The sequence below is a fragment of the Aeromonas sp. 97A genome, from assembly GCF_051919185.1.
Lineage (GTDB): Bacteria > Pseudomonadota > Gammaproteobacteria > Enterobacterales > Aeromonadaceae > Aeromonas > Aeromonas veronii.
The window spans coordinates 3,575,001-3,588,101 of sequence record NZ_JBQBFF010000001.1; the positions used below are offsets into that span (position 1 = coordinate 3,575,001).

Here is a 13,101-nt window from a genome sequence, read left to right on the forward strand (position 1 = left end):
ATTCACGGTCCACCTGAGCCCAAACCGAGGACTCCCACGCCACCTGCAAGGTGACCTGCTGACCGTAATCCGCTGCCAGCAATTCGCCATTATGGCTGCTGATCAGCGACTCGACCGTCCCCATGTCACCGTAATCGCAGTGAATGAGAGAGGGAGTGCGTGGCACCTTGAGCAGGGTGGGCAGTTGCTTGAGGGCCGCACCGACGCCGCCTCCATAAGCTTTGACCAGCCCACCGGTACCAAGCTGGATGCCGCCGTAGTAACGCACTACCACGGCGCAGATTTCACCGATCCCCGACCCCATCAGTTGGGCCAGGATCGGCTTGCCCGCCGTACCGGACGGTTCACCATCATCGCTGAAGCCATAGACTTGGCTATCTTGCGGCGCACCCGCCACAAACGCCCAGCAGTGGTGGCGAGCGGTCGGATGTTGGCGCTTGATCTCGTTGACCCACCCCTTGGCCGCCTCGACGGTCGGGGTGTGGGCGATCAGGGTAATGAAGCGGCTCTTCTTTATCTCTTCGGTCAACTCCAGCGGGGCAGCTGGAATGGAGTACGCTGCCGCCATCAGAGCCCTGCTTGTCTGGTCATGTTCTCCACCCCATTGGCGTGCAGCACCACGTTGTCTTCGATGCGGATGCCGCCGAACGGACGCAGCGCCTCCACCTTGTTCCAGTTGACCCGCTTGCCCTGTTCGCCCTGACGCAGCGGCTCCAGCAAACTGTCGATGAAGTAGAGCCCCGGCTCGATGGTGAACACCTGACCCACCTCCATCACCCGGGTGCAGCGCAGATAGGGGAACAGCTCGGGCGCCGCCAGATGGGTGCCGCGCTCATCCTGCATGAAACCGCCCGCATCGTGCACCTGCAAACCGAGGAAGTGGCCTAGGCCGTGAGGGAAGAAGACGTTGGTCACCCCGGTGTTGATCATCTCGTCTACCGACATGTCCACCAGCTCGGTCGCTTGCAGCAGGCGCGCCAGCTTGTGGTGCATCTGTAGATGCAGCTCGCTGTAACGGCGACCCGGTTTGATCTCCTTGATGATCTCCTGCTGCTGCTCGTCGAGGGCAGCAATCAGATCGGCAAACTCGCCGCGCCGCCACGCCCAGGTGCGGGTGATGTCGGAGGCATAACCGTGAAAATCGACACCGGCATCGATCAGGAAAGAGTGGCGCTCCGCATCGGGCACCCGCACGGCAGACAAATGAGTGTAGTGAAGGATGGCCGCATTGCGGTTGATGGCGACGATATTGCCGTAGGGTGCCTCATTGGCCCCCTGCCCGACCGCCTTCATGTAGGCCAGATTGATCTCGAACTCGCTCGCCCCCGCCATAAAAGAGTCCTTGGCAGCGATATGGCCGCGAACCCCGATCCGGTTCGCCTCGCGCAGACACTCCAGCTCGTAGGGGGTCTTGTAGGCACGGTGATAATGCAGGTAGTTGAGCACCGCCTCGGGATTGGGCTGGGTCAGCCCCAGCAGCTCGGCCACTTCCAGATGGCCCCCCAGATAGGCCCACTCCTGCTTGTTGGCAGGCAGATGGTCGGCCACCTGTTCCGGCCGGGTCAGGAAACGGATATCGAAGAACTCGACCCAGAAGGCATTGGGCAGATCCGCTACCTTGTGCCAGAAATCCACCGGGCGGTAGAACAGCAATACCGGTTTGTTCACCCCGTCCACCAGCAGCCAGCAGTGGGGATTGTCCAGCACCGGCAACCAGGCCTTGAAGTGCGGGTTTACCTTGAACGGGTAATCCTGATCATCGAGGAAGATGCGGTGGGTCTGGCCGGAGTGGATGGCCAGTCCGCTGAGCCCCTGTTGTTGCAGAATGTCGCGGGTGCGCTGCTGCAAGGTATCGAGGTGCTGGGCAAAAAGTTGGCTGTAGCTGCTCATGGCGTCCTGCTCCGAGGTGAATGTGATTGCAGCATAACATCAAGCGCTTGGCGGCTCGACCCGTCAAGCTGCCGCTTCGTGAGGTAACGCATACGTTACAAACGTGTTTGTTATCAACGGAAAACCAATTATTAACAAATCAAAAACAATTCAATACACTGCCGGTAGATACATGAAGTCAGGGATTACTCATGGACAACCTCTGCCTGTGGCAACCGGATCCGCTCGGGATGCAGCAATCCAACCTCTACCGTTTTATGGCGGAGGTGAACCGTTTCCACGGCTTGCAGTTGCAGAACTACCCGCAGCTTTATCAATGGTCGGTGGAGAAGACCACCCGTTTCTGGCCGCTGGTATGGCAGCACTGCGGCGTCAAGGGCGAGCTCGGCAACATAGTGGCGGAGAACCGTCAGGATATGCAGCGCACCCGCTGGTTCCCCGATAGCCGCCTCAACTTCGCCGAAAACCTGCTGCGCCGTCAGGACGAGAGCCCGGCCATCATCTCCCGCATCGAAGGGGGTCCAAGCCGTACTCTGAGCTGGGGTGAACTGAGTGATCAGGTTGCCCGGCTGGCTCAATGGCTGCGGAATCAGGGGATTGGTCGTGGCGATGTGGTTGCCGCCTATCTGCCCAATATCCCGGAAACCGTGGTAGCCATGCTGGCAACCACCAGTCTGGGGGCGATCTGGACCTCCACCAGCCCCGACTTTGGCGAGGCCAGCGTGGTGGAGCGCTTCGGCCAGACCCGACCGCGGGTGCTGTTTGCGGTGGATGGCTATCGCTACAACGGCAAAGCTATCGATATTCAGGACAAAGTAGTAGGGGTCGTCAGCCAGATCGGCAGCATAGAGCAGACGGTGATGATCCCCCTGCTCGGCAACCCGCTGCAGCTTGGTCACGACTGGCAGCAAGTGCTGGCGAGCCAGCCGGACGCCAGCCTCCAGTTCGAGCCGATGGCCTTCAATGACCCGCTCTATATCCTCTATTCATCCGGCACCACCGGCAAACCCAAGTGCATCGTGCACGGCATCGGCGGCACCCTGCTGCAACACCTGAAAGAACACCAGCTGCACTGCGACATCAAACCGGGGGAGCGGATTTTCTACTTCACTACCTGTGGCTGGATGATGTGGAACTGGCTGGTGAGCGCCCTCGCCTCCGGTGCCACCCTGGTGCTCTATGACGGCTCGCCATTTTATCCGGATGGCAACGTGCTGTGGGATCTGGCCCGCGACGAGCAGGTCAGCTTGTTCGGCACCTCGGCCAAATATCTCGATGCACTGCACAAGCAGGGTTATGCCCCCATCAAGACCCACGATTTGCCGCACTTGCGGCTGATCTGCAGCACCGGATCTGTGCTGTCGCCGGAGGGGTTCGACTACGTCTATCAGCAGATAAAGCAGGATGTGCAACTCGGCTCCATCTCAGGTGGCACCGATATCTGCTCCTGCTTCGTCATCGGCAACCCGCTCAGCCCTGTCTATCGCGGCGAGAGCCAGGGGCGCGGCCTCGGCCTCGCGGTGCAGGTATTCAACGAGGCGGGCCAGCCGGTGCAGGGAGAGAAAGGCGAGCTGGTCTGCACCAAGCCGTTCCCAGCCCAGCCTATCTACTTCTGGGGCGACGAGAATGGCGACAAGTACCACGCCGCCTACTTCGAGCGGTTCGACAACATCTGGTGCCACGGCGACTGGATCGAGCTGACCCCGACTGGCGGCATTCTGTTCTACGGCCGCTCCGACGCCACCCTCAACCCGGGCGGCGTGCGCATCGGCACCAGCGAGATCTACCGCTATGTCGAGCAGCTGGACGAGGTGGAGGAGAGCATCGTCATCGGCCAGCAGTGGCAGCAAGACGAACGGGTGGTGCTGTTCGTCAAGCTCAAGGTGGGTTGCAAGCTGGATGAGCCGCTGCGCGAGCGGATCCGCCAGCAAATAAAGCAGCACTGCACCGCCCGCCACGTGCCCGCCCGCATCCTGCAGGTGGATGCCATCCCCCGCACCAAGTCCGGCAAGATCGTCGAACTGGCGGTGCGCGAAGTGGTACACAACAGACCCGTCAACAATACTCATGCCCTCGCCGATCCCGAGGTGCTGAACCAGTATCGCAACCGGCCGGAACTGGCCAGTTGATAACAAACTCACATCCATCCGAGGCGCCGCAAGGCGCCTCTCTTGTACCCGTTCTGTGATGAAGAGCTTTTACTCGAGATCTGTTAAACAAATGTTTTAAATAGGTGTTGAAAATGTCTCCTTTTGGATCAATAGTGAGCCTCGCCCCCTGCTGGGGATTAAGGAGCACCACTCCCCACTGAGTGGGAACAAGGAGACACTCTCATGATCTACCAAGGCGAAACCCTGTCGGTCAGCTACCTCGAAAACGGCATTGCCGAACTGAGGTTTGATGCCCCGGGTTCAGTCAACAAGCTGGATCGCGCTACCCTGCTCTCCCTGAGCGAAGCGATCGCCGCATTACAACAAGAACGTGAACTAAAAGGTCTGATCCTCACCTCCGGCAAAGACGCCTTTATCGTCGGTGCCGACATTACCGAATTCCTGGAACTGTTCGATCTGCCGCAAGAAGATCTGCTCGGCTGGCTGAAAAAGGCCAACGACATCTTCAATGCCATCGAAGATCTGCCTGTTCCGACCCTCTCCGCCATCAAGGGCCACGCTCTGGGCGGCGGTTGCGAGACCATTCTCTCCACCGACTTCCGCCTGGCCGACACCACAGCCAAAATCGGCCTGCCCGAGACCAAACTCGGCATCATGCCGGGCTTTGGCGGCACAGTCCGTCTGCCGCGGGTGATCGGCGCCGACAATGCGCTTGAGTGGATCACCACCGGCAAGGATTACCGTGCCGATGACGCCCTCAAGGTGGGCGCTATCGACGCCGTGGTCGCCCCGGACGCACTGCAGAGCGCTGCGCTGCAGATGATCAAGGACGCCATCGCGGGCAAGCTGGACTGGCAGAGCCGTCGCGCAGCCAAGAAAGCGCCGCTGCGCCTCTCCAAACTGGAAGCCATGATGAGCTTCACCACCGCCGCCGGCATGGTTGCCGCCGTGGCGGGCAAACACTATCCGGCGCCGATGACCGCGGTGAAAACCGTCGAGGCCGCTGCTGGCATGGGCCGTGACGAAGCGCTAGTCGTTGAAGCACAGGGCTTCATCAAGCTGGCCAAGACCGATGTCGCCAAGGCGCTGGTCGGCATCTTCCTGAATGATCAGCACATCAAGGCGCTGGCCAAGAAGGCGGCCAAACAGGCGAGCAAGGCCACTGGCCACGCCGCCGTACTGGGTGCCGGCATCATGGGCGGCGGCATCGCCTACCAGTCTGCCAGCAAGGGCATTCCGGCGGTGATGAAGGATATCAACGAGAAGGCGCTGGCACTTGGCATGGGCGAAGCCACCAAGCTGCTCAATGGCCAGCTCGAGAAGGGCCGCATCGATGGCATCAAGATGGGCCAGGTGCTCTCCGCCATCACTCCGACTCTCAGCTATGACAACGTCAAAGGCGTGGACATCGTCGTCGAAGCTGTGGTTGAAAACCCGAAAGTGAAAGCCGCCGTACTGGGCGAAGTGGAAGGGATCATTGGCGAAGGCGCCGTGCTCGCCAGCAACACCTCCACCATCCCCATCTCCCTGCTGGCCAAGGGGCTGAAGCGCCCGCAGAACTTCTGCGGCATGCACTTCTTCAACCCGGTGCACCGCATGCCACTGGTGGAGATCATCCGCGGCGAGCAGACCTCCGATGAAACCATCAACCGTGTGGTGGCCTACGCCGCCGCCATGGGCAAGTCCCCGGTTGTGGTCAACGACTGCCCTGGCTTCTTCGTCAACCGCGTGCTGTTCCCCTACTTCTTCGGCTTCAACAAGCTGGTCGCCGATGGTGCCGACTTCGCGGCCGTCGACAAGGTGATGGAGAAGGAGTTCGGCTGGCCCATGGGCCCCGCCTACCTGCTGGACGTGGTCGGCATCGACACCGGCCACCACGCCGGTGACGTGATGGCGCAGGGCTTCCCGGCACGCATGAGCAAGGAAGGTCGCACCGCCATCGACGTGATGTACGAAGTGAACCGCTTCGGTCAGAAGAACGGCAAGGGCTTCTACGCCTACGAACAGGACAAGAAGGGCAAGCCGAAGAAGGTGGCCGACGCCGCCAGCTACGAGCTGCTGGCCCCCATCGCCAAGCCGAAACAGGATTTCGACAAGGACGCCATCATCGCTCGCATGATGATCCCGATGATCAACGAGGTGGTGCTCTGTCTGGAAGAGGGCATTGTCGCCACGCCAGCCGAAGCCGACATCGCACTGGTCTACGGTCTGGGCTTCCCTCCCTTCCGCGGCGGCGTGTTCCGCTATCTGGACACTATCGGTCTGGATCGCTACGTGGCCATGGCCGACCAGTATGCCGACTTGGGCCCGCTCTACCGCGTCAGCGACAAGTTGCGCGAGATGGCCGCCCAGGGCAAAACCTTCTACTGATTGCGGAAAGGAGATCCATTCATGAAAGACGTAGTCATTGTCGACTGTATCCGGACCCCGATGGGCCGGTCCAAGGGCGGCGCCTTCCGCAACGTGCGTGCAGAAGATCTGTCCGCGCACCTGATGAAATCCATCCTGCTGCGCAACCCCAACCTCGACCCAAACGAGATCGAGGATATCTACTGGGGCTGCGTGCAGCAGACCCTGGAGCAGGGCTTCAACATCGCCCGCAACGCCGCACTGCTGGCAGGTATTCCGAAGCAGGTGGGGGCGGTCACCGTCAACCGCCTGTGCGGCTCCAGTATGCAGGCGCTGCACGACGCCTCCCGCGCCATTCAGGTGGGTGACGGGGATATCTTCATCATCGGCGGCGTTGAGCATATGGGTCACGTGCCGATGAGCCACGGCGTTGACTTCCATCCCGGCATGGCCAAGTCGGTGGCGAAAGCCTCCGGCATGATGGGGCTGACCGCCGAGATGCTCGGCAAGCTGCACGGCATCAGCCGCCAACAGCAGGACGAGTTTGCCGCCCGCTCCCATCGCCGCGCTCACGCCGCCACCGTGGAAGGGCGTTTTGCCAAGGAGATCGTCGGGCTGGAAGGCCATGACGCCAGCGGCGCCCGCTTCTTCTACGACTATGACGAGGTGATCCGCCCGGAGACCACGGTCGAAACCCTGAGCCAACTGCGCCCGGTGTTTGACCCGGTCAACGGCACCGTCACCGCCGGCAGTTCCTCGGCCCTGTCCGATGGCGCCGCCGCCATGCTGGTGATGAGCGCGGATCGCGCCAAGGCCCTCGGCCTCACGCCGCGCGCCAAGGTACGTGCCATGGCCATCGCCGGCTGTGATGCCGCCATCATGGGTTACGGCCCGGTACCGGCCACCCAGAAGGCGCTCAAGCGTGCCGGTCTGACTGTCGGTGATATCGACCTGTTCGAGCTGAACGAGGCGTTTGCCGCCCAGTCCCTGCCCTGCGTGAAGGATCTGGGTCTGCAGGATCAGGTGGACGAGAAGGTGAACCTGAACGGCGGCGCCATTGCGCTGGGCCACCCCCTCGGCTGCTCCGGCGCCCGCATCTCCACCACCCTCATCAATCTGATGGAGGAGAAGGATGCCACCCTGGGGGTTGCCACCATGTGTATCGGTCTGGGTCAGGGCATCGCCACCGTGTTTGAACGGGTGTGATAACCAACCGGATCGACGGGATGCACTACTGAGAGTTGTCCCTTTTCGGGGCCAGTCTGACTGGCCCCTTTTCAAGTCTGTGACGATCGCCACACGGGGTGCTCGTCAGTGGTCAGAAGCTGTCTGTTGGCCGTCCCGTTTGGGTCGGCCTTTTTTCGTTTTAATCTTATCAATAGGCTGTTATTGCCTTAAACCTCACATTAGATGGGGGGCTTGCTTGCTTTTTACTCCCCCGACAGGTTCAATCTGCACAAAAAAATGGGTGGATGCACATACATATGTCAATGAGCAAACAACTGCTGATCGTCGATGACGACCAAGAGATCCGCGAGCTGCTCAATGAGTACCTGACCCGGGCGGGCTTTCAGGTATTGACGGCGGCGGAGGGCAATGAGATGCGCCAGCAACTCGCCCAGCACAGCCCGGACCTGATTATTCTGGACATCATGATGCCCGGCGAGGACGGTTTTACCCTCTGCCAGCAGATCCGTCGTGACTCCCAGGTGCCCATCATCATGCTGACCGCTGCCTCCGACGAAGCGGATCGGGTGATCGGCCTGGAACTCGGTGCCGACGACTATATCGCCAAGCCGTTCAGCCCCCGCGAACTGCAGGCCCGCATCAAGGCACTGCTGCGCCGCGCCGAATTCCGCCAGCCGGAAAAAGAGAAAGAGCCGAGCCGCCGCCTGCGTTTTGCCGAGTGGACCCTCGACACCCTGAGCCACCAGCTGACCCATGATGATGGCAGCCTGCTGGATCTCTCCGGCAGCGACGCCATGCTGCTCGGCATGTTCCTGCAACAGCCCGGCGTGGTGCTGGATCGGGACACCATCTCGGATGCCACCCGCGGCCGCGAAAGCCTGCCGATGGAGCGCGGCATCGACGTACAGATCAGCCGTCTGCGCCAGAAGCTGGGCGATAACGGCAAGAGCCCGCGTATTATCAAGACCATTCGCGGCAGTGGCTACATGCTGATTGCCGAGGTGCACGAGCTGCCATGAGCAACAAGTGGTCCTGGGGGGCGCTGGTGCCCCGCTCCCTGTTGTCACGGATGATCCTGCTGCTGTTGCTGGCCATCCTGCTCTCCCAGACCATTCTGACCGGCATCTGGATGCAGCAGATCCAGAAGCGGGAGCTGGAGGGGATGCTCAGCACCACCCGCAACCTCGCCATGTCTGCCGCTTCCACCGTCAATTTCTTCAAATCCCTGCCGCTGCAATATCGCCACATAGCGCTGGACCAGCTGCGCAACATGGGGGGCAGCCGCTTCTTCGTCTCGCTCAACGAGGAAGAGATCCACATCAACGCCATCCCCGACAGCGAACGCAAGACGCAGGTGCTGGAGGAGGTTCAGGGAGTGCTGACCCGCAAGCTCTCCGACGCCATGGCGATCAAGGTGGACTTCTCCCGACCCGATGACCTCCACGTCTTCAACAACGACACCCTGCTGGCGGATCTCCCCTCCTCCTGGGCCCGCTACACCCTGTCGCTGGAGCCGCTCAATCCACCGGTACTGGTGACCCAGATCGAGATTGAAAAGGGGGAGTGGCTCTATCTGGCGGCCCTGCTGCCCGCCCCCTACATGACCCTCGACGATACCGTGATGCCGAGCAACCAGGTGCGCTTCATCGCCCTGATGACGGTGTTCCTCTGCTTCTTCACCTTTATGCTGGTGCGCTGGCAGACCCGGCCGCTGCGCCGTCTCGCCAAGGCGGCGGTGAATCTGGGCAAGGATATTGATCAGCCTTCGCTCAAGGAGGAAGGAGCGTCGGAAATCGTGGCGGCGACCCGCGCCTTCAACATCATGCAGCACCGCATTCGTCGCTATATCGACGATAGAGAGCGGCTGTTCAGCTCGATTTCCCACGACCTCAAGACCCCCATCACCCGGCTGCGGCTACGGGTCGAACTGCTCGATGACGAGGTACAGATCGCCAAGTTCAACAAGGATCTCGACGAGCTGGAGCTGATGGTGAAAGGGGCGCTGCAGACGGTCAAAGAGACCGACATTCACGAGAATATCGAGGAGATCGACATCAACGCCCTGCTTGAGCAGATGGCGGAGTCGATGAACCTGCACGACGAGCGGCTGACCATCGAAGGCCATTGCAAGTGGCCCTATCGCGGCAAGCTGCTGGCGCTCAAGCGCTGCATCGGCAATCTGGTGGACAACGGCATCAAGTACGGCCAGAAGGTTCGCATCATCATCATGGATGACGAGGAGATGCTGATCCTCTTTATCATGGATGAGGGCCCCGGCCTGCCGGACGATCAGTTCGAGCGCATTTTCGAACCCTATTACCGGCTCAGCACGGATCAGGCTGGCACCGGCCTCGGCCTTGGCATCGCCCGCAACATAGCCCACGCCCACGGCGGCGATCTGGTGCTGGAAAATCGTCCGCAAGGTGGCCTGCAGGCCACGCTCTCCCTACCAAGGCAGTAACCTTATGAAGTGGTTGTCTTTTTCTGTCATCGCCCTGCTCTCTGCTCCCGTTGCCGCCTCCCAGGTGGAAGTGCTGCACTGGTGGACGTCCGGCGGCGAAGCGAAAGCGGTCGAAGTGCTCAAATCCGAGTGGACCAAACAGGGCAATCAGTGGAACGACTTCGCAGTGCAGGGCGGCGGCGGCAAGAGCGCCATGACGGTATTGAAGAGCCGGGCGCTGGCGGCCAACCCGCCCGAAGCGGCCCACCTCAAGGGTTACGAGCTCAAGGAGTGGGCCGGACTCGGCTTTTTGCGCGATCTCAGCCCGATGGCCGAACACCTCGGCTGGTACAGTCAGATGCCGCCCATGGTGCGTGCCACCCTCAGCCAGAATGGCGCCCTGATGGCGGTGCCCACCGGCATCCACCGGGTCAACTGGTTGTGGCTCAACCGCAAGATCTTCGAGCGCAACAAGCTGACTCCACCCACCAGCTGGGCCCAGTTTGTCACCGTCTCCGACCAGCTTAAAAAACGGGGCATCACCCCGCTCGCCATCGGCAACGAGCCCTGGCAGCTGGCGGTACTGTTTGAAACGGTGGCACTCGGTGAGGGCGGAAAAGAATTCTATCGCAAGGCGTTCCTCGAGCAGGACAGCGCCACCCTGACCGGCCCCGACATGGTGCGGGTGCTGACCCGCTTCCAGCAGCTGCGCGCCTATGTGCCGCAAAAATACGCCGGTCTGAAATGGCATCAGGCCACCAACCTGCTGGAGAGCGGTGGCGCCGCCATGCAGGTGATGGGCGACTGGGTAAAAGGGGAGCTGAGCGCGGGCAACTACCGACCGGGTGAGGATATCGCCTGTCTGCCGAGCCCGGGCAGCGCCGGACTGTTCAGCTACAACCTCGACTCCATCGCCATGTTCAAACAGCGGGATCCGGCCCAGCTGCAGGCGCAGGGCGATCTGGCCCAGCTGCTGATGACGCCGAAATTCCAGGAGGAGTTCAATCGGGTTAAGGGGTCTATTCCGGCTCTGACCAATCCCGACATGAGCAAGTTCGACCGCTGCGCCGTCCGCTCCTATCAGGATTTCCTGCTGGCGGAAAAGCAGGACAACCTGCTGCCCAGCATGGCGGAGGGGATGGCGACGCCGACCAATATGCGGCAGGCGATCCTCGATGTGCTGAGCAACTTCTTCAACGATCCCAAGGCCAACCCGGAGCAGACGGCGCTGCATCTGGAGCGGGCCATGCGCTCGACCCGCTGATCCGGGCACATTGCCAAACGGCAGAACTGACAAAGGCGGAATTGCTCCGCCTTTGTTGTTGAATCGTCATCCGATTCAGGATTGATCGTTCTCGTCCTCATCCTCGTCATAGTAATCGCTGAGCTCGATCCAGAGACCCAACCCGACCATCACCATGGAGCCGAACCAGGTACCGGTATTCCCGATCGGGCTGCCCATCACTATCATGGCGAAGGACAAGAACCCCATGCCTGCATAGGCTTGTAATCTGCCGTAGGAGACCTGCATATTCACCTCCTTGTTGAATATGGTTCAATTTTTATATTACTCGTCCGGCGCAAGCTGGATAGGGTTGAATAACATTTCGGTTACATATGCTGGTGAATGGGTCGTTTGTTTGATTATTTTTTAGCCCTGAGTATCATTGGCAGCCGAATAGGTTGAAGGTTGATAATAGATGAGTGATTTATTCTGCGGCGCAACTCACGAGTTGGACGCAATCGGGCTTCGTTGCCCGGAACCCGTTATGATGGTTCGCAAGAAAGTGCGGCTGATGGCGGATGGCGAGACCCTGCTGGTCAGCGCCGACGATCCTTCAACCACCCGCGACATCCCCAGTTTCTGCCGCTTTATGGATCACACCCTGGTCGCCAGCGAGACAGAGCAGGCCCCCTATCGCTACCTGATCCGCAAGGGTCAATAAGCCCCCGTACCGGAGCACTCCATGACAACCATTACCCGAATCGGCACCACCCAGCGTTGGTCAGACGTGGTCATCCACAATGGCACCCTCTACGTGGTGGAAGTGCCCGTCAGCGAAGAGGCCGACATCCACCAGCAGACCCGCGAAGTGCTGGCAAGCCTGCAGCGCCTGCTGGAAGCCAACGGCTCCGGCGTAGACAAAATTCTGATGGCCAATATCTATCTGAAAGACATTGGTGACATCGCGGCCTTCAACGAGCAGTGGGATGCCTGGATCCCGGCTGGCACCGCCCCCGTGCGCGCCTGCGTACAAGCCCGTCTGGCCCACGAAGGCTACAAGGTGGAAGTGCAGCTGACTGCAGCTGTCTAAGCCTTTCCCGGCTTGAGCTTGAGATAGCAAAAGGCCCCGCCATCACTGGCGGGGCCTTTTCGTTACCGAAACCTGAGCGACTTAGGCGGTCGGGGTCAGGGTAATGGTCACGCGGCGGTTCTGGGCTTTGCCAGCGGCTGTGCTGTTGGTAGCAACCGGCTGATCCGGGCCTACGCCGGTGGTGGAGATGCGGCTACCTGCTACGCCCTGACCAATCAGCTGGGCAGCAACGGCATCGGCACGATCGCGGGAGAGCTTCATGTTCAGGTCGCGGGAACCTGTGCTGTCGGTGTGACCGACCACGTTCAGGCGGGTCTTGTCGAACTCGGCAACGACCATGGCCACGCCGGAGAGGGTGTTGGCACCGGCCGCTTTCAGTTGGGAGCTGGAGCTGTCGAAGGTGACGTTGTTCGGCATGTTGAGGATCAGCTCATTGCCATTGCGGGTCACGCTGACGCCGGTGCCCTGCAGCTTCTCGCGCAGCTTGGCCTCCTGCACGTCCATGTAGTAGCCGATACCGCCACCCAGCGCCGCGCCGGCAGCAACGCCGGTCAGGATGCCCTTCTTGCGGTCACCCTTGCTGGAGGAGAGCGCACCTACGGCCGCACCGGCAGCGGCGCCAGCCAGCGCGCCCCAGGCACCTTTGGAGGTCTGGGATTCACCTGTGTAGGGGTTGGTGGTACAGCCGCTCAGGGCAACGGTCAGTGCCAGAGCAGGCACCAGGATCTTGGCTCGCATGAAAAAACCTCTGTGAAAACAATCCGGCACCATGCCGGGGGCCGGATTGTAACGCGCTGGCACGCCATTG

12 protein-coding genes (1 of these 12 cut by a window edge) are annotated in these 13,101 nt (G+C 60.9%); 8 read left to right on the forward strand and 4 right to left on the reverse strand.

All coding sequences use genetic code 11. The features are described from left to right. Positions 1-568, reverse strand: the 5' portion of a protein-coding gene (locus ACTG27_RS16240) for a YigZ family protein (RefSeq protein ID WP_005355964.1). It extends 50 nt beyond the left edge of the window; the window shows 568 of its 618 coding nt (coding positions 1-568); the start codon lies at positions 566-568; its stop codon lies off the left edge, out of view. Further along, positions 568-1,890, reverse strand: coding sequence for a Xaa-Pro dipeptidase (gene pepQ, locus ACTG27_RS16245; RefSeq protein ID WP_129504971.1), 1,323 nt, complete (start codon positions 1,888-1,890; stop codon positions 568-570). The genes ACTG27_RS16240 and pepQ overlap by 1 nt, the downstream gene beginning before the upstream one ends. A 191-nt stretch (positions 1,891-2,081) precedes the next feature. Here pepQ and ACTG27_RS16250 point away from each other — a divergent pair, with 191 nt between their 5' ends. The 6 genes from ACTG27_RS16250 (at position 2,082) to ACTG27_RS16275 (ending at position 11,242) form a co-directional block, all read left to right on the forward strand. Further along, complete coding sequence (locus tag ACTG27_RS16250; protein WP_439979963.1) at positions 2,082-4,019, forward strand: acetoacetate--CoA ligase; 1,938 nt, start codon at positions 2,082-2,084, stop codon at positions 4,017-4,019. Between the two features lie 204 nt (positions 4,020-4,223). Then, the gene (fadB, locus tag ACTG27_RS16255) at positions 4,224-6,371 is read left to right on the forward strand and encodes a fatty acid oxidation complex subunit alpha FadB (protein ID WP_439979964.1); all 2,148 of its coding nucleotides are present in this window, start codon (positions 4,224-4,226) and stop codon (positions 6,369-6,371) included. 21 nt (positions 6,372-6,392) lie between these two features. Beyond that, positions 6,393-7,556, forward strand: coding sequence for an acetyl-CoA C-acyltransferase FadA (gene fadA / locus ACTG27_RS16260; RefSeq protein WP_005355952.1), 1,164 nt, complete (start codon positions 6,393-6,395; stop codon positions 7,554-7,556). A 278-nt stretch (positions 7,557-7,834) separates the two neighbouring features. After that, on the forward strand, positions 7,835-8,557 hold the full coding sequence (locus ACTG27_RS16265; RefSeq protein ID WP_005339475.1) for a response regulator: 723 nt from the start codon (positions 7,835-7,837) through the stop codon (positions 8,555-8,557). Then, complete coding sequence (locus tag ACTG27_RS16270; protein ID WP_005357365.1) at positions 8,554-9,999, forward strand: ATP-binding protein; 1,446 nt, start codon at positions 8,554-8,556, stop codon at positions 9,997-9,999. The genes ACTG27_RS16265 and ACTG27_RS16270 overlap by 4 nt, the downstream gene beginning before the upstream one ends. 4 nt (positions 10,000-10,003) lie before the next feature. Beyond that, the gene (locus ACTG27_RS16275; RefSeq protein ID WP_376899299.1) at positions 10,004-11,242 is read left to right on the forward strand and encodes an ABC transporter substrate-binding protein; all 1,239 of its coding nucleotides are present in this window, start codon (positions 10,004-10,006) and stop codon (positions 11,240-11,242) included. A gap of 75 nt (positions 11,243-11,317) precedes the next feature. Here the strand turns inward: ACTG27_RS16275 and ACTG27_RS16280 are convergent, their stop codons facing one another. Further along, the gene (locus ACTG27_RS16280; RefSeq protein WP_005339471.1) at positions 11,318-11,509 is read right to left on the reverse strand and encodes a hypothetical protein; all 192 of its coding nucleotides are present in this window, start codon (positions 11,507-11,509) and stop codon (positions 11,318-11,320) included. 169 nt (positions 11,510-11,678) lie between these two features. Here ACTG27_RS16280 and tusA point away from each other — a divergent pair, with 169 nt between their 5' ends. Together tusA and ACTG27_RS16290 are read left to right on the forward strand one after the other, a co-directional pair. Continuing rightward, positions 11,679-11,924 (forward strand): sulfurtransferase TusA, encoded by a 246-nt coding sequence (tusA, locus tag ACTG27_RS16285; RefSeq protein WP_005339470.1) that lies wholly within the window; start codon positions 11,679-11,681, stop codon positions 11,922-11,924. A 21-nt stretch (positions 11,925-11,945) separates the two neighbouring features. Beyond that, positions 11,946-12,293 (forward strand): RidA family protein, encoded by a 348-nt coding sequence (locus ACTG27_RS16290; RefSeq protein ID WP_021229265.1) that lies wholly within the window; start codon positions 11,946-11,948, stop codon positions 12,291-12,293. An 81-nt stretch (positions 12,294-12,374) separates the two neighbouring features. On the opposite strand, the gene ACTG27_RS16295 is transcribed toward ACTG27_RS16290, so the two are convergent. Continuing rightward, entirely contained in the window at positions 12,375-13,031 is a 657-nt protein-coding gene (locus ACTG27_RS16295; RefSeq protein WP_005339468.1) for an OmpA family lipoprotein, read from the reverse strand. Between the last annotated feature and the right edge of the window lie 70 nt (positions 13,032-13,101).

Excerpts from the sequence above, each read along its gene's own strand:
- pepQ (WP_129504971.1), bottom strand. The coding sequence starts at position 1,890 with ATGAGCAGCTACAGCCAACTTTTTGCCCAGCACCTCGATACCTTGCAG.
- ACTG27_RS16250 (WP_439979963.1), top strand. The coding sequence starts at position 2,082 with ATGGACAACCTCTGCCTGTGGCAACCGGATCCGCTCGGGATGCAGCAA.
- fadB (WP_439979964.1), top strand. The coding sequence starts at position 4,224 with ATGATCTACCAAGGCGAAACCCTGTCGGTCAGCTACCTCGAAAACGGC.
- fadA (WP_005355952.1), top strand. The coding sequence starts at position 6,393 with ATGAAAGACGTAGTCATTGTCGACTGTATCCGGACCCCGATGGGCCGG.
- ACTG27_RS16265 (WP_005339475.1), top strand. The coding sequence starts at position 7,835 with ATGTCAATGAGCAAACAACTGCTGATCGTCGATGACGACCAAGAGATC.
- ACTG27_RS16270 (WP_005357365.1), top strand. The coding sequence starts at position 8,554 with ATGAGCAACAAGTGGTCCTGGGGGGCGCTGGTGCCCCGCTCCCTGTTG.
- ACTG27_RS16275 (WP_376899299.1), top strand. The coding sequence starts at position 10,004 with ATGAAGTGGTTGTCTTTTTCTGTCATCGCCCTGCTCTCTGCTCCCGTT.
- ACTG27_RS16280 (WP_005339471.1), bottom strand. The coding sequence starts at position 11,509 with ATGCAGGTCTCCTACGGCAGATTACAAGCCTATGCAGGCATGGGGTTC.
- tusA (WP_005339470.1), top strand. The coding sequence starts at position 11,679 with ATGAGTGATTTATTCTGCGGCGCAACTCACGAGTTGGACGCAATCGGG.
- ACTG27_RS16290 (WP_021229265.1), top strand. The coding sequence starts at position 11,946 with ATGACAACCATTACCCGAATCGGCACCACCCAGCGTTGGTCAGACGTG.
- ACTG27_RS16295 (WP_005339468.1), bottom strand. The coding sequence starts at position 13,031 with ATGCGAGCCAAGATCCTGGTGCCTGCTCTGGCACTGACCGTTGCCCTG.